Source organism: Lysobacter sp. CCNWLW3, assembly GCF_036697405.1.
In the GTDB taxonomy this organism is placed as follows: Bacteria; Pseudomonadota; Gammaproteobacteria; order Xanthomonadales; family Xanthomonadaceae; genus Lysobacter.
The window spans coordinates 753678-775472 of record NZ_JBAHWA010000001.1 but is presented as its reverse complement, the minus strand read 5'-3'; the positions used below and the strand labels follow the sequence as shown (position 1 = coordinate 775472).

The following is a 21795-nucleotide window of genomic DNA, read 5'->3' as shown; positions in this document are numbered from 1 at the left end:
CAATCCCGTCTGCGGGCGGATGTCCCCGCGTAGGGGCGCAGTGTCCGCATCGCGGCGGCGCTGGGGCATTGTCCGAAGGTACAGCTGCCGCCCGCGGCGGTGGCCTCCTAGTCTGTGCCGCATGACGGGAATGCCCGTCCGCCGCCTGTCGGGTCTTACCGCCGCCGGCGTCACCTTGGGGAGGAGAGCATCGTGATCGCACGCACCACCATGAGCCGTCGCAGTCTGAGTCTGGCCATCGCCTGCGCGTTGTTGGCGCCGACGGCCTGGGCCCAGGACGCCGCGCCCGCCGCCGAAGGCGGCCAGGCCAAGACCCTGGGCTCGGTCACCGTCACCGCGCGCAAGCGCGAGGAGACGCTGCAGGAGGTGCCGGTCGCGGTCACCGCGTTCACCGCCGATTCGCTGGACCGACTCAACGTCGAGGACCTCAGCGATCTCGACGCCCAGGTGCCCAACCTGACCATCTACGCCGCGCGCGGTTCCAGCAGCACCATCACCGCCTACATCCGCGGCGTCGGCCAGTCCGATCCGCTGTGGGGCGTGGACCCGGGCGTGGGCATCTACATGGACGACGTCTACATCGCGCGGCCGCAGGGCGCGCTGCTGGACGTGTTCGACGTCGACCGCATCGAAGTGCTGCGCGGCCCGCAGGGCACGCTGTACGGCAAGAACACCATCGGCGGCGCGATCAAGTACATCTCGCGCGGCCTGCCGACCTCGTTCGACGGCTTCGCCTCGGTGACGGTGGGCAACTACAACCAGCTCGACGTCAAGGCAGCCGTCGGCGGCCCGATCGGCGGCCAGGACACCCTGCGCGGCCGGATCGCGGTGGCCAGCCTCAACCGCGACGGCTTCGGCGAGAACGTGGTCACCCACCAGGACGTGAGCGACAAGGAAATCCTGGCCCTGCGCGGCCAGCTCGGCGCCTACGTCAGCGACGACCTCAACATCCAGTTCGCCTTCGACTGGATGGACGACCAGTCCGGTGTGCGCGGCGCCCGCATGCTGGCCGCCAACCGCTTCGCGCCCGGCACCCAGCCGATGGACAGCCGCTACGACGTGCGCAACGGCATGCCCAACGTCAACGACACCACCATCAAGGGCGCCTCGGCGACGGTGAACTGGAACGCCAACGAGAACTGGGCGTTCAAATACGTGCTGGCCAAGCGCGAGTCCGACACCGAGACCAACATCGACTTCGACACCCTGCAGAACAAGATCGCCGACGTGAAGGCGTTCTACAGCGATCAGCAGGTCAGCCACGAGCTGCAGGCCAACTACGACGGCGGCGGCCGCGCGCGCGGCGTGATGGGCATCTACGCCTTCGACGGCGAGGCCGGCGGCCAGGTCCTCAACAACTTCTTCAATCTCTCCTTCGGCGACACCCAGGGCACGGTCTACACCAAGAGCATCGCCGCCTACGCCGACTGGACCTTCGACCTGACCGACCGCCTCAAGCTCGACGTGGGCGTGCGCTACACCGACGAGGACAAGCGCGCCAAGGTGCTCAACCGCGGCTACCGCGACGCGACCTTCACCACGCCCAACGGCGTGGTCGCGGCCAACTTCGACAAGCGCATCGGTTTCAAGAACACCTCGCCTAAGGTCTCGCTGGATTACCAGATCACGCCGGACATCCTGCTGTACGGCCTGGCCACGCGCGGCTTCAAGTCCGGCGGCTACAACATCCGCGCCCAGGCCACCGCGGTGCCGCGTTCGGCCGAGCCCTTCGACGACGAGGTCGTCGACAGCTACGAGATCGGCAGCAAGATGTCGTTCCTCGACCAGACCATGTTCCTGAACCTGGCCTACTTCCATAACAAGTACCAGGACATCCAGCTGTCGGTGTTCACCGCCTACGACAGCAACGGCGACGGCACCAACGACGCCTTCTTCGGCGACTTCACCAACGCCGGTTCTGGCACCGTCGACGGCCTGGAAGTCGAGTACCAGTGGCTGCCGAATCAGAATTGGCTGATCTCCGGCAATCTCGCCTGGCTGGACGCCAAGTACGACGAGTTCATGTACGCCGGCGTCAACATCGCCAAGGAACAAGAGTTCACCAACGCGCCGGAATTCTCGGGCGCGCTCAACGTCGAATACCGCACCGACCTGTCCAACGGCGGCAACCTGGCCGCGCGCGTGGGCTACAGCTACCAGAGCGAGGTGGTCGCGACCACCGAGATCGTGCGCACCGGCGCGGTGCCGATCACCCAGGACGGCTACGGCCTGGTCAACGCCGGCGTGACCTGGAAGAGCGGCGGCCCGTGGACGGTCTCGCTGCAGGGCACCAACCTGGCCGACAAGGAGTACCGAACCACCGGTTACAGCCTGAACTCGGCGCTGGGCGTGTTCACCGGCTTCTACGGCGCGCCGCGCCAGTACACGCTGTCGGTGCGTTACGACTTCTGATCGACGACGAAAGCGGGGCGGGTGCCACCCGATCCGCGTGCGATGCGGACAGGGCAGAGGGGTTGTGGTCGAGCGCCCGGTTGGGGAGACCGGGCGCTCGATCGCGGCTTACGCCGCTCCCACATGGGGATACGCCTTCCGCTTCAAGCAGCCGCCAGCGATCCCTGCGGCTTTCTGTAGGAGCGGCGTGAGCCGCGATCGCTCTCCCCGCGCCGCGCCGTGCAAGGCCGGCATCGCCGCCGCGCCTCCTGCGCCTCCTGCGCCACGTCCTGGCCCTGGTTGCCGGCTACGTTATTCTCAGCCGATGCCGCCGCAACTCCGCCCATGCTGAGCCTCACCGCCGTCGCCCTGGCCAGCGTGGCCTGGCTGGCGCTGATGTTCGGCACCGCGCTCTACGCCGAACGCCGGCCGACCGTGCTGGCGCGGCACTGGCGGCATATCTACTCGCTGTCGCTGGCGGTGCACTGCACCTCCTGGACCTTCTACGGCACCGTGACCCAGGCCGCGCGCTACGGCTGGCCGCTGCCGCCGACCTTCCTCGGCTCGATCCTGCTGTACGCGCTCGCCGTCGGTTTCATGATGAGGCTGGTGCGGCTGGCGCGCGAAACCAACGCGACCTCGCTGGCCGACCTGATCGCGACCCGCTTGGGCAAGGACGCCTGGCTCGCCGCGACCGTGACCCTGATCGCCGCGCTGGGCCTGATCCCCTACATCGCGCTGCAGCTCAAGGCGGTGGCCATGAGTTTCGCGATGCTGACCACGCGCTCGCCCGACGCGGCCGCGTCGCCGGCCTGGCAGGACAGCGCGCTCTACGTCGCCCTGGCGATGGCCTTGTTCGCGATGCTGTTCGGCACCCGCCGCGCCAGCGCCGCCGAACACAACCGCGGCCTGGTCCTGGCGATGGCGTTCGAATCGGTGTTCAAGCTCGCCGCGATGCTGTCGCTGGGCCTGTTCGTATGGTTCGGCCTGGACCTGCCGTCGACGCCGGCCGCGCCGCCGCAGCCCGCGGACCCCGCCGGCGGTTTCGCGCCGCTGGTGCTGCTGGGCGCGCTGGCGATGTTCATCCTGCCGCACCAGTTCCATGTCGGCGTGGTCGAGTGCCGCGACGAGCGCGACGTGCGTACCGCGCGCTGGCAGTTCCCGCTGTACCTGGTGCTGATCGCCTTGCCGGTGCTGCCGCTGGCCAAGGCCGGGCAGGCCCTGCTGGGCGGCAGCGGCGTGCCTTCGGATCTGTACGTGCTCGCGCTGCCCTTGTCGCAGGGGCATGAGGGCCTGGCCTTGTTCGCGTTTCTCGGCGGACTCAGCGCGGCCACCGGCATGGTCGTGGTCAGCACGCTGACCCTGAGCCTGATGATCGGCAACCACTGGTTCGCGCCGGGCCTGTTGCGCGGGCTGTGGTCGCGCAACGACGGCAGCGACCTGCGCGGCCACGTGCTGGCGCTGCGCCGCAGCGGCATCGTGGCGATCATGCTGCTGGCCTGGGCGTATAGCCGCCTGATCGCCGGCAGCGAAGCGCTGGCGGACGTCGGCGCGGTGTCGTTCTCGGCGCTGGCGACGCTGGCGCCGGCGTTGGGCTTCGCGGTGTGGCGGCCGCAGACGCCGCCGCGCGCAGCGGTGATCGGCGTGCTGTTGGGTTTCGCGGCCTGGGCCTGGGTGTTGCTGCTGCCGATGATGCTGGCCGCGCGCGGCGTGGCCCCGGCCTGGCTGGAGAGCGGGCCGTTCGGCCTGGGCTGGCTGTCGCCGGAAGGTTTGTTCGGACTGACCGGCTGGAGCCGGCTCGGGCGCGCGGTCGGCGCCAGCCTGTTCGTCGGCACGCTGGCCACGGTGATCGCGGCGGTGTGGCGGCGCGAGGCGCCGCGCCGCGCGCAACGCGGCCTGGACGTGCAGACCCTGCGCGATACCGGCCTGCGCTTCCTGCCGCGCGAGCGCGTCGCCCAGTTGCTGCAGGGCGTGCCCACGGGCGAAGCGGTGGCCGCGCAGATCGAGGACCGGGTCGAGCGCGAACTCGCGGCGGTGCTGGGCTCGGCCTCGGCGCGGGTGCTGCTGGACGCCGCGCGTCGCGATGCCGGCCGCGATCTGGACACGGTCGCGGCCATCGTCGGCGAGGCCTCGGCCGACCTGCGCTTCAACCAGCGCGTGCTGGAGGCGGCGTTGCAGAACATGAGCCAGGGCATCAGCGTGGTCGATGCGCAGCTGCGCCTGGTGGCCTGGAACCGGCGTTACGCCGAACTGTTCGATTTCCCGCCCGAGCTGCTGCAGGTCGGGCGCCCGATCGCCGAGCTGTCGCGCTGGGCCCTGCAACGCATGCCGCCTTCGGGCCGGCCGCTGCAGGGGCAGTTGGAGCGCGCGCTGGAGCGGCGCCTGGCCTTCATGCGCGCGGGCACGCCGCATCTGTCCGAACGCGTGCTGCCCGACGGCAGCATCGTCGAGATCCGCGGCAACCCCATGCCCGGCGGCGGCTTCGTCGCCACCTTCACCGACGTCACCGCCTTCCGCCGCGCCGAGGCCGGCCTGATCCAGGCCAACGAAACCCTGGAACAGCGCGTGATCGAGCGCACCGCCGATCTGGAGATCGCCAAGCGCGAGGCCGAGCGCGCCAACGACGCCAAGAGCCGCTTCCTGGCCGCGATCGGCCACGACCTGATGCAACCGCTGCACGCCGCGCAGCTGTTCGCCGATGCCTTGTCGCAGCAGGTGCAGGGCGCGCAGCAGCGCGAGACCGTGGCCCAGATCAGCGGCGCGCTGGATTCCACCGGCGATCTGCTGACCGGCCTGCTGGACATGTCGCGACTGCAGGCCGGCGGCCTGGTGCCGCAGCCGCGCGACTTTCCGCTGGCCGAGGTGCTGGAACCGCTGGCCTCGGAGTTCGGCGCGATCGCGGCCGCGCGCGGCCTGCGCTTCCGTTACGTCGCCACGCGCGCCTGGATCCACAGCGATCCGCAACTGCTGCGCCGGGTGCTGCAGAACTTCCTGGCCAATGCGGTGCGCTATGCCGTGCAGGGCAGCGTGCTGTTGGGCGTGCGCCGCGACGGCGGGCACCTGCGCATCGAGGTCCACGACACCGGGCCGGGCATCGCCCTGGAGCACCAGACCGCGATCTTCGAGGAGTTCCGGCGCGGCGAGGACGCACCCGGACAGGGGCTGGGGCTGGGGTTGTCGATCGCCGACCGCATCGCCCAGTTGCTGGACGCGCCGCTGAGCCTGCGCAGCCACCTCGGCCGCGGCACGGCGTTCGCGGTGCGGGTCGCGCGCGTGCCCGCGCGCGGCGCGCACGCGGCGGCGCATCGCGCGCGCGGCGGCCGCGCCGGCCTGCGCGTGCTCGCGGTCGACAACGATCCGCAGGCGCTGGCGGCGCTGGCCGAGCTGCTGCGGCGCTGGGGCTTCGAGGTCGCGACCGCGCCCGACGGCGCGCGCGCGCAGCAGGCCATGGTCGAGGATCCGGCCTCGCTGTGGCTGTTCGACTATCACCTCGACGAGGGCGATACCGGCGTCGCCCTGGCCGAGCGCCTGGGCGCCGCGTTCGGCAACCGGCCGACCTTGATCCTGAGCGCCGACAGCGGCGAAGTCGTGCGCCGGGCCGTGCACGAGGCCGGTTTGTCGCTGCTGACCAAGCCGCTCAAGCCGCTGGCCCTGAAGTCGGTGCTGGACCGCATGCTGGCGGCGCGGGAGTTGGAGTACTCGTAGGCGAGCCCGCTTGCGCGCCACCGTCGTTCCAAGGCGCGGTCAACGGCCCACGATGATGCGATGCGCAACGGCACGCCGATGAATGCGGCGTTTTCTTGCGCTGCGTCCAGAAATCGCGCATGGCCGCGGCCGCGCGTCGTTTTTAGGTGCCGACCTGGGGTAGGGTCCGCCGGGCAGGGGGTTCGCGTTTCAAAGGAGAGGAACGATGAAGACCACGGCTACCGTGTGTTCGTACGCGCTGGCGTTGGGCCTGGGGTTGTTCGCGGCGCTGCCCGCGCAGGCCTCGTGCCAAAGCATCTGCGTGCGTCTGTACAACATCTGCCTGGCCAGCGGCGAATCGCCGGCCGCGTGCGAGGCCGAACGTGCGGCCTGCTTCGCCGATTGCGGGTCCGGCGGCGGCGCCAAGGCGCTGAGCCTGCAGCCGCGCGAGCGTACCTGCGCGGCGTCGGCCAAGCAGGCGCAGTGCGATTACCGCGCGCCGGCGCGGCCGCGACTGACGGCGGGCTGATACGGGCGCGAGGCGGATCGGGAGCGGCGCCCATCGGCGTCGCTCCCTTGCCGCGCGTGCCGCTTCGCTTTCTGTAGGAGCGGCGTAAGCCGCGATCGCGAAACTTCAATAGCGACGAGCGCTCGAACTGTCTTTTGGGTATCACCGCTTGGCGTTCAATGCAGCGCCGAAGGCCATTGCAGCGACGGCGTGAACCCATGCAATCGTGGCTGATGCCGCTCCCACAGTGGGCATAGCGCGTCCGATCGTTCGTTGGAGGCCGTTTGCGTCGTGCTCGGGGCGCAATCGCGGCTTACGCCGCTCCCACAGGGGGCGGGGATGTCTGGTCGACCGCTCCTGCCACGAAGCCTACGGCGATGCTCAATCGGCGATCTGGCGCGCCGGGTCGCTGAGTTCGAGTTCGCGCAGGACCACGCCGGCCTGGGTGCGGTTGCGCACGCCGAGGCGGTCGAAGATCGCCGACAGATGGGCCTTGACCGTGCGTTCCTGCACGTCCAGGCGGTCGGCGATCTGCTTGTTGAGCAGGCCGTCGGCGACCAGGGTGAGGACGCGGAACTGCTGCGGCGACAGGCTGGCCAGACGCGCGGCCAGGTCGGCGTCGGCGCTGGCGCTGTCGGTGCGCGCGACCGCGGCGCGCAGCGAGGCCGGCAGCCATTGTTCGCAGGCGAGCACGGCGCGGATCGCATCGCGCAGTTCGTCCAGGCCGGCGCTCTTGGGCAGGTAACCGGCCGCGCCGTGGTCGAGGGCGCGCCGGACCACGCGCGGATCGTCGTTGGCCGAGACCACCACCACCGCCACGCCCGGGTACTGGGCGCGGATCGCGGCCAGCCCGGCCAGGCCGTGGTTGCCGGGCATGTGCAGGTCCAGCAGGACCAGGTCGATGCCGGGCTCGGCGTCCAGCGCGGCCAGCACGCCGTCCAGGGTGTCGGTTTCGCGCACCTGGGTGTCGGCGACCGCGTCCGCGGCGGCCTGGCGCAATGCGGCGCGGAACAGCGGGTGGTCGTCGGCGATCAGCAGGGTCGGCATCGCCGCTAGCCTAGCGCACCCGGACGCGGGCACGGGCGGGGCTGTACGAAAGTACGATGAGGGCGGCGCGGCGGCTTGCTACGCTCGCGGGATGAATCCGCCCAAACTGCGTATCGCCGCGGCCTGCGCCGCGCTCGTCGTTCCCTTCGTGCTCGCCGCCTGCGCCGGCGGCGGCGCGCGCGTCGCCCAGGAGTCCGCGCCGATGTTCAACGCCGAACGCGTCAGCGAGCATCGCGGCGACGACGACCTGCTGACCGCCGGTCTCGGCCTGGCCGGCCTGCGCGCGCTGGCGCCGCCGGCGTTCGCGCAGCCCGAAGCGCCAAGCGTGGCCGAACTGCGCCGGCGCGCGATCTGGGCCAACTGGCGCGGCATCGCCGACCTCGCCCCCGGTGGCGGTTACGGCGAGCTCTACGGCAGCACCGCGGCGGTGCCGGGGCGCGAGTACAGCGCGCTGGCGACCGTGCCCGGCGCGAGCAAACCGCACCGCGTGCTGGTGCAGGTGCCGGACGCCTTCGACGCCGGCAAGCGCTGCGTGGTGGTCGCGGCCTCTTCGGGCTCGCGCGGCATCTACGGTGCGATCTCGGTCGCCGCGGCCTGGGGCCTGCCCAAGGGCTGCGCGATCGCCTACACCGACAAGGGCGCGGGCACCGATTACTTCGATCTGGACGCGGGCGAGGGCGTGCGCGCCGACGGCACGATCGGCGCGCGCGACGCCGGCCTGGCGTTCCCGCCGGACGCCGCCGCCGGCGTCGCCGGCATCGCCTTCAAGCATGCGCATTCCACCGACAACCCCGAGGCCGATTGGGGCCGTCACGTCAAGCAGGCCGCGCAGTTCGCCTTGCACGCGCTGGACGAGGCGTTGCCGCAGTCGGCGCCGTTCACCTTCGCCAACACGCGCGTGATCGCGGTCGGCGTCTCCAACGGCGGCGGCGCGGTGTTGCGCGCGGCCGAACTCGAGGGCGACTGGTTGGACGCGGTGGTCGCGGGCGAACCCAGCGTGCTCGCGCAGGGCGGCCGCGCGCTCTACGACTACACCACCGAGGCCGCGCTGCTGATGCCCTGCGCGCTGCTCGATCCGGCGCTGGGCACCCTGCCGCAACCGCCGCTGGCGGCGCAGGCGGCGCCGCTGTGGACGCAGCGCTGCGCTTCGCTCAAGGCCGCCGGTCTGGTCGAAGGCGCCGACACGGCCGCGCAGGCGCGCTCCGCGCATGCCCAGCTCAAGGCGCAGGGCTGGACCGACGAGGCCCTGCGCGCGGGCGCGCTGTCGGTCGGTTTCGATCTGTGGCGCGCGGTCGCGGTCGCCTATGCGTCGGCCTACGGGCGTTATCGCGTCGGCGAACATCCCTGCGGCTATTCCTATTCCGCGCTCAATCCGGATTTCAGTCCGCGCGCGGCGACGGCCGGCGAGCGGGCCGCGTGGTGGGCCGACGCCAGCGGCATTCCGCCGGGCGCGGGCGTGGGCATCGTCGACGCCAAGATGCAGTCGCCCGATCCGGGTTTCGCCGGCCTGCAATGCCTGCGCGCCTTGTGGCAAGGGCAGGGCGCCGACGCCGACCGGGTGCGCAAGGGCGTGGCCGAAACCCGCGCCGGGCTGCCGCGCGCGGGCCTGCCGGTGGTGGTGATCCACGGCCGCGACGACGGCCTGATCCCGACCGCGTTCACCAGCGCACCGTATGTGCGCCAGGCCCAGGCGGCCGGGCGCGAGGTACGTTATTGGCAGGTGCGCAACGCCCAGCACTTCGATGCCTTCCTCGGCTTGCCCGATTACGGTTCGCGCTATCTGCCGCTGCTGCCCTATGTGTACGAGGCGCTGGACCGCGTGTCCGCGCGTCTGGACGGCAGCGCGCCGCTGCTGGCGGACGCGGTGATCGACACCGTGCCGCGCGGCGCCGGCAAGCCGGTGTCGGCGGCGAATCTGGCGATACCGCGCTGAGCCAACCGCGCTTGCCGCGGCGGCGGCGGGCCGCGATCGCCGGCCGCGACATCGCGGCCCACACCGCGCCGCTTGCCGGCCCGCACGGGCTGAAATCAAGCGGCCGCGTTCGCCCGCGGGCCGCCGCCGGCCCGACGCCAGCCGTCAAGTCCTTGCCTGCGCGGCCCCCGCTTTGGCAGGCTGTGACTTTCCACCACCGACGGCCGCCTGCGGCAGTCGGCTCAGGAGCGCCGCATGAAGCGTCATTTCTCGATGCTCCGCGATTTCCACCTTGCGGACTGGTTCACCCTCGCCAACGCCTTCTGCGGCACCGGCGCGATCTTCGCCGCGATGCGCTTCCTGCAGGAAGGCGGCGTGCGCGACCTGATGATCGGCATGGCCCTGATCCCGCTGGCCTTCATCTTCGACGCCGTCGACGGCCGGGTCGCGCGTTGGCGCAAATCCTCGTCCACCCTGGGGCGCGAGCTGGACTCGCTGGCCGACGTGATCTCCTTCGGCGTAGCGCCGGCCGCGCTGGCCTACGCCTGCGGCCTGCAGGGCGGCTGGGACTGGGCGGTGCTGAGTTACTTCGTCGGCTGCGGCGTGAGCCGCCTGGCGCGCTACAACGTCACCGCCGAGGCGTTGGCGGGCGAGGACGACAAGGTCAAATACTTCGAGGGCACGCCGATTCCGACCAGCCTGTTGCTGGTGGTGGTGCTGGCGGTCGCGGCCTGGCAGGGCGCGATCGGCCACGGACTGTGGCTGGGCGTGGTCCAGCTGGGACCCTGGCAGTTCCATCCGCTGGTACTGATGTTCGCGCTTTCCGGCTCGCTGATGATCAGCAAGACCCTGCGTATTCCCAAGCCCTGAATACGCGCCCCCACGCGCGGGTACGGAGCCGGTCCTGGCCTGTGCCGCCTGGCACAGGCTGACGCGACGCAACATCGCGTTGTTATGATCGGACCAAACTTGGAGGGTGCGATGGCCAATCACGGATTCGGCTCCGGCGGTTCCACGCCGGGCGGCTTTGGACAAGGCGGCTTTGGGCCGGGCGGTTTCGGACAAGGCGACTTCGACGCCGTCGCGCGCCAGTACTGGAACGCCTGGGGCGAGTTGATGCGCGGTGCGCCCGCGCCGGCGCCGACCGCAGCGCCGGGCTGGAACGAGGCCGTGCAGTGGTGGTCGCAGTTGGCCCAGGGCGGCCGTAGCGAGGCCAACGAAGCCATCGAGCGCTTCAATTCGCAGGCGCGCGGCTGGTTCGGCCAGATGCAGCAGCTGGCCGCGCAGTTCGCCGGCCGCGACGCGTCCGCCGGCGACATCGCCCAGGCCTGGAAGCAGGCCCTGGGCGGCAGCGGCGCCAATCCCTTCGCCGACGTGTTCGGCAGCATGCGCGGCCCGGGCCAGAACGATTTCTCGCAGTGGCTGGAACAGGCCGCGCCCTATCTGCAGCAGTGGCAGCGCGACGGCCAGTCCTGGCTGGGCACGCCCGCATTCGGTTTCGCGCGCGAACACCAGGAGCGCTGGCAGGCGCTGGCGCAGGCGCAGTTGCACTATCAGCAGCAGAGCCAGGCCTACAACGCCCTGATGGCCGAAGCCGGACAGAACGCGTTCGCGCGTTTCGAGGACAAGCTGGCCGAACGCAGCGAACCGGGCCGGCAGCTGCAATCCGCGCGCGCACTGTTCGATCTGTGGATCGACGCCGCCGAGGACGCCTACGCCGAGATCGCGCTGTCGCCGCGTTTCCGCGATGCCTACGCGGCCCTGGTCAATTCGCAGATGAAGCTGCGCGGCGCGATCCAGACCGAGGTCGAGCACGCCACCGGTCTGTTCGGCATTCCCACCCGTACCGAGATCGACGCCGCGCACCGCAAGATCGTGCAGTTGGAACGCGAAGTACGGCGCCTGCGCGACGCGGTCCAGGCACCGGCACCGGCGCGTGCGGCCGCGCGCGCGCGCGAGCCGGCCGCGAACGATGCGCCGCGCGCCAAGGCCGCGCCCGCGTCGAAGCCGGCGGCGCCCAAGCAAGCCGCCGCCAAGAAACCTGCGGCGAAGAAATCCGCGATCGCGCGTCCGCAGCCGCCGGCGCGTCCGGTCGCGGCCAAGGCCGCCGCCAAGCAGGCCAGCAAGCCGACCAAGGTGAGCGCGGCCGCCAAGAAGGGAGCGCGCTGACATGACCGGCCCGATCCAGTTCACCCCCGAATCGCTGGCGCAGGAAGCGATGCGCGTCCAGGCCAAGCTGCGCGCCGGCCTGGACACTCTGCGCGAGGTCGACGACGTCGACTACGGTGCGACCCGCAAGGAAGAGGTCTGGCGCGACGGCAAGGTCGCGCTGTACCGCTACCGCGGCGAGACCGCGCCCACCGCCAAGGTGCCGCTGCTGATCGGCTACGCCCTGGTCAATCGGCCCTACATGGTCGATCTGCAGTCGGACAAGTCGATCGTGCGCGGGCTCCTCGAACGCGGCGAGGACGTCTACATTCTCGACTGGGGCTACCCGGACCGTTCCGACCGCTACCTCGAACTGGAGGACTACATCCAGCGCTTCCTCGGCGGCGCCATCGACTACCTGCGCGGCGCCTATCGCATGGACTCGGTCAACCTGCTCGGCATCTGCCAGGGCGGCGCGTTCTCGCTGTGCTATGCGGCCCTGAATCCGAACAAGGTCCGCAACCTGATCACCATGGTCACGCCGGTGGATTTCCACACCGGCGACAACATGCTGTCTAACTGGACCCGCAACCTCGACGTCGACCAATTCGTCGATACGCTGGGCAACGTGCCGGCCGACCTGATGAACTGGTGCTACCTCACGCTCAAGCCCTGGCGGCTGTTCGTGCAGAAGTACGTCGGCCTGGTCGATATCCTCGACGACAAGCGCGCGCTGGAGGATTTCCTGCGCATGGAGAAGTGGATCTTCGACTCGCCCGACCAGGCCGGCGAAGCCTTCCGCCAGTTCATCAAGCAGTTCTACCAGGGCAACGGCTTCGTCAAGGGCGGCATCGACATCGGCGGGCGCGCGGTCGATCTGAACTACCTGGACATGCCGGTGCTGAACATCTACGCCGAGCAGGATCATCTGGTGCCACCCGACGCCTCGCGCGCACTGCGCGGTCTGATCGGCACCACCGATTACACCGAACTCTCGTTCAAGGGCGGCCACATCGGCATCTACGTCTCCAGCCGCGCGCAACGCGAGGTGCCCAGCGCGATCCACGACTGGCTGGAGCTGCGCTCGCGCTGAATCCGCCTTGCTCCCCCTTTGTTGAGGGGGATCGAGAGCGCGAACGGCCCCGCTTGTCTTCCCCCTTTGGAAAAGGGGGGGGAGGGGGATTTGCTTTTGCAGCGCGCGGCCTCGCCGTCCATGGCTCGACTGGCTCACCATGAACGGCTCCGCTTGTCTTCGCCCTTTGTTGAGGGAGGGCTTTTGCAGCGACGCCGCCCCATCTGCAGCTGCCACATCGTCGCCGCAGCACGCTAGGCTAGAACCTCGTCCGTCGAGAGCCGCCCGCGTATGCGCCGTCTGCTAGTCCCGCTGCTGCTGATCCTGCTCGCCGCCTGCCGCGGCACCGTCCCGGCCGTCGAGACCACGGCCGCTGCGCCGTCGATACCCGCAACACCGCCGGCGCCGGCAACGCCCGCCGCCCCCGACGACTGGGCCCGATTCGAACCCGACATCGCCGCCTTCGAGGCCGAGGACAGCCGCGTGCGCCGCATGCCCGGCGCTGTGGTGTTCGTGGGCAGCTCCTCGTTCCGGCTGTGGACCACGCTGCATGAAGACCTGCCCGGCGTCGTCGCCATCAACCGCGGCTACGGCGGTTCGCGCGTTTACGACTCGGTCCACTACGCCGACCGCATCGTCACCCCGTACCAGCCGCGCGCGGTGGTGTTCTACGCCGGCGACAACGACCTGCAGGAGGGGCGCACGCCGCGCCAGGTCGCGCAGGACTTCGCGACCTTCGTCGCGCGCGTGCGCACGGCGCAGCCCAAGCTGCCGATCGGCTTCGTCTCGATCAAGCCCAGTCCGGTGCGCGCGCATCTGCTGCCGCAGGTGCGCGAAGCCAATGTGTTGATCCGCGAATACGCCGCCGCCCACCAGGTCGCCTATCTGGACGTCTACACCCCCATGCTCGACGCCCAGGGCCTGCCGCGCGAGGAACTGTTCGTGGCCGATCGCCTGCACATGAACGAAAAGGGCTATGCGATCTGGGCGCGCGTGATCGGGCCCTGGTTGCATGGGTTGTAATACCGGCATGAAGCCCCGTCTCGCCGCCGTCCTCTTGCCGCTGCTGGCGCTCGCCGCCGCTCCCGTCCCGGCCGCGCCGCCGCCGCAGGCCGAGCGCGAGATCGAGCAGCTGATCGCGACCCTGGCGCGCTCGGGCTGCCAGTTCCAGCGCAACGGCAGCTGGTACGACGCCGCCCAGGCCCAGGCCCACCTGCGCAAGAAGTACGCCTACCTGCGCAAGCGCGACATGGTCGCCAGCGCCGAGCAGTTCATCGAGCGCGCCGCCAGCGAGAGCAGCATGAGCGGCCGCGCCTACCAGATCCGCTGCGGCAGCGCGGCGGCGATGCCGTCGGCGGCCTGGCTGCGCGCGCGCCTGAACGACATCCGCGCCAAGCCGGCGGCCGCGCCGCCCGCGCGCTGAGGCGTTAAACTGCGGCCGTCGTCGCCAGGAGCGAGCCGTATGAGCCAAGCATCGCGACCCTTCGTCCGTTCGCGTCACGACCGCATGATCGCCGGCGTGGTCGGCGGCATCGCCCAGCGCTTCGGCTGGAACGCGACCCTGCTGCGCGCGATCTACGCGATCGTGTCGATCGCCTCGGCGGCCTTTCCGGGCCTGCTGGTCTACCTGATCCTGTGGCTGCTGATGCCGGAAGAGGGCACGGCCTGAGCCCGCTGTTGCGCCTCGTCGGGCGCGCGCTCGGCATCGTCTGGGCGTCGCCGGTGAGCCTGCTCGGGCTGATCGCCGGTGCGGTCGGGCTGGTACGCGGCGCGCACGTGCATCTGCGCAGGCGCGATCTGGCGCTGGTGTTCCATCGCTGGCCCTGGGGCCCGGGCGGCGCGATCACCCTGGGCAACGTGATCCTGCATACCGGCGACAGTCTGGATTCCCCTTGCGTGACCTATGCCCATCGCGCCGGCCACGGCGACGAGGCCGAGATCCAGCTCGCCGACCATGAACGCGCGCACGTCTACCAGTACATGGTGCTGGGCGCGCTGTTCCTGCCGCTGTACCTGCTGTGCGGCGGAGTCAGCGTGCGCAACCGCTTCGAACGCGCGGCCGACCGCTACGCCCAGACCGGGCGCGGCTGGTGGCCGTGGGCGAAGTAGGCGCGGCCGTTACGGAATTTTGACCGGCGCCTAACGCGGCCCTGGCTAAGCTTCAGGCGTCGGAGAAAAACCAACGGGCGCGAGCCCGATGCAACCGCTCCGACACGGAAGGCCCAGCCACCCGAGGTAAAACTCGAAGCCTGGGCCTTCTCATTTTTGCGGCATCGGCCCGCACGACGCTGCCGTGCCTGTGGGAGCGGTGCGAGCCGCGACTGGGGCCCGTCGATGGTGACGCGGGCCTGTGCGGTAGCGCGATCGCGGCTTACGCCGCTCCCACAGAAGGCGGGCCGTTCCCACAGATGGCAGGCCGTTCCCACAGATGGCAGGCCGTTCCCACAGATGGCAGGCCACTCCCACAGAAGGCAGCGATGTTGAGCGGCGCTTAAGGCCTCAGCGGCAACACCGTCGCCGTCTCGCCGCCCGGCGCGGCGTCCGGCCCATAGCGGCGTTCCACGAACACGATCGAATCCGTGCCGACCAGCACCACGGTGCTGCAGCGGGTGCCGTAGCGCTCGCCGCGCACGAACGGCGGCGACAGCACGCGCTCGAGTTCCAGGCCGACGCCGGTGTCGGGCAGTTCGGCGTCCGGCGCCGGCGTGGTGTCGGCGAGCGCGGCGAACAGGGGCTGCAGAGCGGCGGCGTCGGGCGCGGCCGATTCGGAGGCGGGCGAGGCCAGCCAGTTCGCCAAGGCGCGTGTGGCATGGCCGCTCTTGGGCCATTGCGCATCGAAGGCGCCATTGGACATGGCGTGCATGCCGGGCGCGATCGGGTGTTCGCGGTAATCCGGATAGTTGCTGGCGAAGAACAGCGACTCGCCGTCCCACAGCACCAGGTTGAAGCGGCCGTAATCCGGCGCCTGCTCGCGCACCGTCGCCAAGGTGTCCTGCGCCGAAGCGCTGCCGCGCACGAAGCCGCGCACCAGCGCGCCGCGCGAACGCGGCGCGGCGTCGGCGGCCAGGCCGGCGCGAACGTTGGTGACCGCGGCCAAGCGCCCGCGCGTGGACACCATCAGCCAACCGCCGCCCTGGACCAGGTCGCGGCCGCCGTAGACGTCGGGCGCTTCGGGGTCGGGGCCGGCCGCGGCGGCGGCGCGCGCATGCGATTCGTCGCGGTTGGCGATCAGGGCGAGCGGGTAGCGCGGATGGCTACGCCAGGACAGGGCGATCAGGCACATGCGACATGCTACCCCGGACGCGGCGCCGCCGCGCCCGGGCCGGCGTTCAACGGTGACGCACGATGCGCGGGTCGCTCAACAAACGCGCGAGATAGCTGCGGCGCGGGTTGCTCTCGCGCGTCGCCACGGGCGGTTCGATCGCGCTCAGCGCGGGTTGCGCGGCCATGCCCACGCCGGCGCCCTGCAAGGCCAGATCGCTGCCTTGCACGATGCCCAGCGGCGCATAGCCGCTGTAGCCGGGGAACACCGTGCCGAGCTGGTTGTTGCCCATGCGCCGCACCAGGATCTCCGAGAGCACGCGGCGGTGGTCGGTGGTGACCGGCACGTCGCCGTAGTAGGCCGACAGCGTTTCCGGATTCAAGCCCGGCCACTGGCCGTAGAAGCGCCGGCCGTTGACCGCGCCGCCCAGCACCATCACCGGATTGCCGTAGCCGTGGTCGGTGCCGCGGTTGGCGTTCTCGCGCACGCGGCGGCCGAACTCGGACTGCACCACCGTGGTCACGCGCGAGAGATGGCCGCTGGCGGCCAGTTCGTTGTGGAACGCGGCCAGCGCCGCCGACAGCTCGGCGATCTTGTTCTGGTAGTAGTGATAGCCGCTGCCCGCGCTGCCCTGGCCGTCGTGGGTGTCCCAACCGCCCAGGTCGAGGGTGGCGTAGCGCAGGCCGAGGTTGAAGCGGATCGACTGCGCGATCGTCCACAGCTGTTCGGCGAAATTGCCGGTGGGCCAGTTGGCCGGCAGGGCGGCATAGCTTTGTTGCGCGATCACGCGCAGCGAGCCGTCGGCGCGCTGACCGCCGTATTCCAGGCCGGTATTGCCGTTCCACAGCGAGGCCAGGGTTTCGTTGACGCCGCGCAGGTTCGCGGGCGAGTCCGAGCGCGTCTTCTGCCACTGCCAGGCGCCGGAATCCAGGGCGAAATCCGAGGGCCGGCCCATGGTCAGCGCGCGCGTGGTGCCGTTGAGGTTGGCCGGCTGGCGGTTGTTCACCGCCAGCGCGGGCATCGGCTCGGCGCCGCTGGTGCCGGGTTGCGTGTTCATCGCGCGCGCCAGCCAACCCACGCCACCGCCCTGGCCGGGCGTGCCCAGGTCGATCGACAGCTGGGCGTCGAAATGGCTGCGCGTGACCGAGGTCAGCAGGCCGCAAGCGTGCACGATCGCGAGCTGGCCGCTGTTCCAGATGTCGCGCAGGCCGGTCGCCGAAGGGTGCAGGCCGAAGCCGGTGCCGGCGCCGCCGGCCAGGGTCAAGGGCAGGGCGCCGTAGGTACCGCTGGTGGCGATCTGCAGCGCCGGGCGCGCCTGCTCGTAGAAGCCGCGGTCCGTGCCGTCGACCGGCACGACCAGGTTGAGGCCGTCCATGCCGCCGCGCAGGAACAGGAACACCACGGTGTCGTGCGCGTTCGCGGCCGCTTCGGCGGCGCTGGAGAACAGCAGGGTGGGACCGACCGCGCCGACCGCGGCGGTGGCGGCGCAGGCTTTGAGGAAACCGCGGCGGCTGAGGGTGATCGAAGACATGGCGTGCTCCTCAGCGGCTCAGGAATTCGGGCGTCATCAGCACCAGCGACACCATGCTGCGCAGGCGTTGCTGGTTGTAATGGCGCTTGAGATCGGTGCCGGCCCAGGTGTCGGTGTCGGTGATGACGTAGTTGGCGGGGTCGCCGTTCTGGGCCATGAACGCGATCAAGGTCTGGCGCCGCGCGGCGTCGGGCAGATAGCCCAGCAGGCGCCGGCACCAGTAGTCGACCAGGTTGGGCGCGGTCCAGCTGGCGACCTCGCTGCGGCTGAGCTGCAGGATCGGCAGCAGGGGCACGCTGGCCTCGCTGGTCTCGGTCAGCCAGTTGAGCATCTTCCAGGTGGTGGCGTAGGTGCTCGCGCCCGACCAGGCCAGGCCGGTGTCGGGATAGCCGTTGGGCGCCGGCCAGTCGTAGGGCGCGTGGCCGGTGAAGCCGAAGCGATACAGGAAGTCGTCCGACTTGGAATGCGCCGGGCGCAGGGTCCAGTCGCTGCCGGCCGCGCGCATCGCCGCGACGATGGCCTCGAACGGACGCCGGTTCTTCTGGCCCCAGGCGTTGCTGAAGGCGCTGGAGTTGAGGATGTGGCGCAGCACATGCTCGATCTGGTTCGGGCTCTGCCAGTGCTGGCGGAACACCGCCGCCGCCGAGGCGACCAGGGCCGGCGGCGGCGTGTCGTCGACGAAGCGCCGCACCAGCTTGCTGCAGACAAAGCGGGCGACGCCGGGATGGCTGGCGAGGCGGTCGAGCACGTCGCGCCCGTCCTTCATCGCCGGCTGTTCCGGATTGAGCAGGCGGCCGAGCACGAACTTCGGCCCGGCGTCGTGCCAGGCCTGACGATAGACGAAGGTGCCGTCGTTCTCGGTCGGGTACTGCCAGTGCGCGTTCTTCAGGCTCCAGCCGGTGAAGGCCGACGCGGTCTCGTAGACGTCGATGTCGGTGTAGCCGGAGGGGTAGGCGGCGTCCTCGGCATCCGGCGGCACCATGAACGGATCGGTGAAACCCAGGTAGCGGCCGGCGCCGAGGGTATGCAGTTCCAGCAGCTCGCGCGCCCAGTTCTCGTTCGGGCCGGAACGGCTGTTGGACACGTTGTCGAGGTAGAACAGCATCGACGGGCTGCAGGCCACGTCCTCGAGCATGACGCGGAAATTGCCGAACGCCGACTTGCGCAGCACGTCGCGGTCGTAGTGCACATAGACCGGACCGGAGGCGAAGTCGTTGGCGGTGACGTTGAAGTGGTCGTGCCAGAAATTGACCATCACCTCGCGCAGCTGGCGCTTGGAATAGGTCGCGCGCACGAAGGCCGCGCGCTGGATTTCCCAGGCCGGGCGCATGCGTACGTCATGGGCGGGATCGGGCACCACATGGTCGGCCCACAGTTGGGTCAGCGATTTGCCCAGCGTGGTGTAGCCGGCCGCGCTCAGGCGTGCCTCGACCGCGCTGTCGTCGATCGCGGTCCAGTCCAGCTGCCAGTCGATGTAGTTCTGCAGGCGCTGGGCGTCGGTCGAGCCCAGGCCGTTGAATTCGGCCAGCGAAGTCGGCGTGACGCCATAGCTCATATTGTTGAGCGCGCGGATCGCCAGGCCGGGGCGGGCGAGGGTCAGCAGCTGCGCTTGCGAATCGCGCGACATCGACGGCCCGCCGGCCATCTGCGGGGCGTCGCCGCTCCAGCCCGATTCGACAGGTTGCGCCGCGGCAGCCGCGGCGTCCTGCAGTTCCTGCGCGCGCGCCGAATTGGCGAAACGCTGCGGCCGGATCCAGCGCCCCTTACCGTAGCGGCGGAACAGGTGCGACAGCGCCAACGCCCGTTCGCGCCTGGCTTTGCGATTCATGACGGATTCCCCGGGACTTCCCCTTTGTCCAGCAGTATCCGGGCTGGGAGCGGCGGGGGAACGCGAATCTAGTCACATAAATGATGTCATTTCGCTGCTACACGGCTGTGGCGGCCGGAGCTGTTCGGGACACGCGATGCGGCTTTCTTGTGTATGTGGGCGTGGCGAGCGTGTGCCCGGCCGTGCCGGCCGAGTATGTGAATGTCCCAAACTGCGGGCCGATCATCCGATCCGGGTGGCAAAAAATCTTGTCCGGTTCTTGATCGACCCCGCGTTTATACAGGTCGAGACGGAAATCGGGCCCGTTTCGGTGAGCACCCATCGGTGCTGAAAGTATTTGCGGGCCTCCGTCCTTACCAGCATGTAGCGCGTTTTCCTGCGCCTTCCCCTAGTGGAATCCCTGCTATCGCCGCGGCGCCTTGCCGCGCGAGAGGGCCTGCATGCGCCGACAAGCCCATTCTCTCAGGAGCATTACCCAATGCGCAGCAAAGCTATGCCTCGTTCCTTGATTCTTGCCGTCTCCGCCCTGGTCCTGGCCGCTGCCGGCATCGCGCCCGCATTCGCCCTGCAATGCCAAACCTGCGAAATGCCCGACCCCAGCGATCCTGAAGTCAATCCGCCCAAGAATTTCAGCCCCTTGGAAATGAAGATCGACCCGCTGGTCTGGGCGCAGATGCAGGAAGACAAGCTGCCGGGCGTCACCGTCGCGGCTACCCGCAACGGCGCGCTGCTGTTCAACAAGGGCTACGGCTATGCCAACACCCAGACCAAACAGCTGATGACCGCAAGCACCCGTTCGCGCATCGGCAGCGTCACCAAGGCCGCGATCACCGGCCCGGCCGGCTTCCAGCTGATGCAGGCCGAGGGCATCAACCCGGCCACCAAGACCCTGTACGGCGCCAATGGCGTGTTCGGCAACGATTTCGCCAACGACATCGTGCGCGGCGCCAACCGCCATACGCCGATCATCGAGATGGACATCGGCCAGAACGACCACACCTTCACCTGGTACAACGACCTGACCTTCAGCGAAGGCGCCACCAACGATCTCGATCAGTACAACGCCCCGCAGCCCTACACGCTGCCGCCGGGACGCCAGCCGATCGACATCCTCGGCATGGGCATCACCGCCAACGGCCAGGTCTATACCTGGTATCACGCCGCCCGCACCACCCTGACCGACGAGCCGGCGATCACCCGTTCGATCGGCACCGCCAGCGACCTCGACGCGCACAGCGCGCAGACCACCGAAACCGTCAAGCTGCCGGCCGGCAAGACCGCCTACGACATCGTCGGCATCGCCATCGCCAAGTCCAACAACCACGTCTACGTCTGGTACCAGGACGGTACGTACAGCGAAGGCTATTCGATGGATTTCGATTACTACTCCAATGGCGTCAAGCCCTACACCTGGGCCGCGCAGGCCAGCGGCTCCAGCTACGACATCCGCGGCATGGCGATCGCCTCCAACGATCACGTCTACACCTGGTTCGGCAACGGCCAGGCCAGCTCCGGCATGAGCCACGACCTAGACAAGTACATCGCGCCTTACGGCTACACCCTGCCGGCCACGCTCGCCGGCCCCAACTGGGTCAACCTGTACTCGACGATCACCCTGCAGAACCTGCTCGACCACCGCGCCGGTTTCACCCGCAGCGGCGACGGCCCCGGCGCCGCCGAACTGTTCGGCACCGCCGAAGCCAATCTGAGCTACAAGCAGATCCACCGCCACTTCCTGCGCACCCGTCCGCTGCTGCGTGCCCCCGGCGGCAACAGCCAGTACTCCAACCACGGCTTCGGCCTGTGGACGCTGCTGATCGAAAAGATGTCCGGCCAGACCTACCGCGACTACGTCTACAACCACTACCTGCTGCCGGCCGGCGTGGGCGACGACATCGAGCCGCAGGCCGCCAGCCCGGATTCGCGCGATTCGGCCAACCACATCCTCGTGGGCGGCGTGCCCGTGCCGGGCCCGTACGTGGCCTCGACCACCGGCCTGGCCGCCGGCGGCTACCGTGGCACCGCGCGCGCCCTGACCGTCCTCACCGCCAAGCTCGACGGCAAGTACAGCGACGCCGACATGGACCGCATGGGTTGGGGCGCTCCGGGCGACGGCAGTCTCGAACACAACGGCGGCGCCGACGGCGGCATGGCCTACGTGGTGATGTTCCCGGCCGGCTACATCAGCCCGAAGGGCAAGGACCTGAGCGGCGTCCACGTCGCCGTGGTCGCCAATCGCTGGGGTAACCTGGGCCTGTTCGAAGAGATGGCGCGCGAGATTGCCGAGCAGTTGTGATTCGAGGGCGGCGCGGTGCCAGAGTTGCACTACAGATACAAAAAAGCCCGCTTCGGCGGGCTTTCTGGTACGGAAGCGGAGTTCGAATCCGCAGGCTTTTAGGGCATCGGATTCTG

General features: G+C 69.8%; 16 protein-coding genes. 12 read left to right on the top strand and 4 right to left on the bottom strand.

The window, feature by feature from the left end; translation table 11 throughout:
• Positions 1 to 210 precede the first annotated feature (210 nt).
• From V1318_RS03490 to V1318_RS03480, 3 genes are all read left to right on the top strand, one after another.
• The gene (locus tag V1318_RS03490; protein ID WP_332938330.1) at positions 211 to 2412 is read left to right on the top strand and encodes a TonB-dependent receptor; all 2202 of its coding nucleotides are present in this window, start codon (positions 211 to 213) and stop codon (positions 2410 to 2412) included.
• Positions 2413 to 2736: 324 nt separating this feature from the next.
• The gene (locus V1318_RS03485) at positions 2737 to 6096 is read left to right on the top strand and encodes a PAS-domain containing protein (RefSeq protein WP_332937718.1); all 3360 of its coding nucleotides are present in this window, start codon (positions 2737 to 2739) and stop codon (positions 6094 to 6096) included.
• Between the two features lie 205 nt (positions 6097 to 6301).
• Positions 6302 to 6604, top strand: coding sequence for a hypothetical protein (locus V1318_RS03480; protein ID WP_332937716.1), 303 nt, complete (start codon positions 6302 to 6304; stop codon positions 6602 to 6604).
• 360 nt (positions 6605 to 6964) lie between these two features.
• Here V1318_RS03480 and V1318_RS03475 read toward each other — a convergent pair whose 3' ends face one another.
• Entirely contained in the window at positions 6965 to 7630 is a 666-nt protein-coding gene (locus tag V1318_RS03475) for a response regulator transcription factor (RefSeq protein ID WP_056175361.1), read from the bottom strand.
• A gap of 91 nt (positions 7631 to 7721) precedes the next feature.
• On the opposite strand from V1318_RS03475, the gene V1318_RS03470 reads away from it, so the two are divergent.
• The 8 genes from V1318_RS03470 (at position 7722) to V1318_RS03435 (ending at position 14871) form a co-directional block, all read left to right on the top strand.
• Entirely contained in the window at positions 7722 to 9563 is a 1842-nt protein-coding gene (locus V1318_RS03470; protein WP_332937713.1) for a 3-hydroxybutyrate oligomer hydrolase family protein, read from the top strand.
• A 234-nt stretch (positions 9564 to 9797) separates the two neighbouring features.
• Positions 9798 to 10412, top strand: a complete 615-nt coding sequence (locus tag V1318_RS03465; RefSeq protein ID WP_332937711.1) for a CDP-alcohol phosphatidyltransferase family protein — start codon at positions 9798 to 9800, stop codon at positions 10410 to 10412.
• Positions 10413 to 10523: 111 nt separating this feature from the next.
• A complete protein-coding gene (gene phaE, locus V1318_RS03460; protein ID WP_332937709.1) occupies positions 10524 to 11711 on the top strand; it encodes a class III poly(R)-hydroxyalkanoic acid synthase subunit PhaE in 1188 nt (395 codons plus the stop codon).
• 1 nt (position 11712) lies between these two features.
• Positions 11713 to 12783, top strand: coding sequence for a class III poly(R)-hydroxyalkanoic acid synthase subunit PhaC (locus V1318_RS03455; RefSeq protein WP_332937708.1), 1071 nt, complete (start codon positions 11713 to 11715; stop codon positions 12781 to 12783).
• A gap of 270 nt (positions 12784 to 13053) precedes the next feature.
• Positions 13054 to 13785 (top strand): SGNH/GDSL hydrolase family protein, encoded by a 732-nt coding sequence (locus V1318_RS03450; RefSeq protein ID WP_332937706.1) that lies wholly within the window; start codon positions 13054 to 13056, stop codon positions 13783 to 13785.
• Positions 13786 to 13792: 7 nt separating this feature from the next.
• The gene (locus tag V1318_RS03445) at positions 13793 to 14185 is read left to right on the top strand and encodes a DUF5329 domain-containing protein (RefSeq protein WP_332937704.1); all 393 of its coding nucleotides are present in this window, start codon (positions 13793 to 13795) and stop codon (positions 14183 to 14185) included.
• 39 nt (positions 14186 to 14224) lie between these two features.
• Positions 14225 to 14431 (top strand): PspC domain-containing protein, encoded by a 207-nt coding sequence (locus tag V1318_RS03440; RefSeq protein WP_332937702.1) that lies wholly within the window; start codon positions 14225 to 14227, stop codon positions 14429 to 14431.
• A gap of 8 nt (positions 14432 to 14439) precedes the next feature.
• Positions 14440 to 14871, top strand: a complete 432-nt coding sequence (locus V1318_RS03435) for a hypothetical protein (protein ID WP_332937700.1) — start codon at positions 14440 to 14442, stop codon at positions 14869 to 14871.
• 382 nt (positions 14872 to 15253) lie between these two features.
• On the opposite strand, the gene V1318_RS03430 is transcribed toward V1318_RS03435, so the two are convergent.
• From V1318_RS03430 to V1318_RS03420, 3 genes are read right to left on the bottom strand one after another with little or no spacing between them, the layout of a single operon-like run.
• Positions 15254 to 16045, bottom strand: a complete 792-nt coding sequence (locus V1318_RS03430) for an NRDE family protein (RefSeq protein WP_332937698.1) — start codon at positions 16043 to 16045, stop codon at positions 15254 to 15256.
• Between the two features lie 46 nt (positions 16046 to 16091).
• Positions 16092 to 17555, bottom strand: coding sequence for a DUF1501 domain-containing protein (locus V1318_RS03425; protein WP_332937696.1), 1464 nt, complete (start codon positions 17553 to 17555; stop codon positions 16092 to 16094).
• 10 nt (positions 17556 to 17565) lie between these two features.
• Positions 17566 to 19383, bottom strand: coding sequence for a DUF1800 domain-containing protein (locus V1318_RS03420; RefSeq protein WP_332937694.1), 1818 nt, complete (start codon positions 19381 to 19383; stop codon positions 17566 to 17568).
• 478 nt (positions 19384 to 19861) lie between these two features.
• On the opposite strand from V1318_RS03420, the gene V1318_RS03415 reads away from it, so the two are divergent.
• The gene (locus V1318_RS03415; RefSeq protein ID WP_332937693.1) at positions 19862 to 21679 is read left to right on the top strand and encodes a serine hydrolase domain-containing protein; all 1818 of its coding nucleotides are present in this window, start codon (positions 19862 to 19864) and stop codon (positions 21677 to 21679) included.
• Positions 21680 to 21795: the final 116 nt, after the last annotated feature.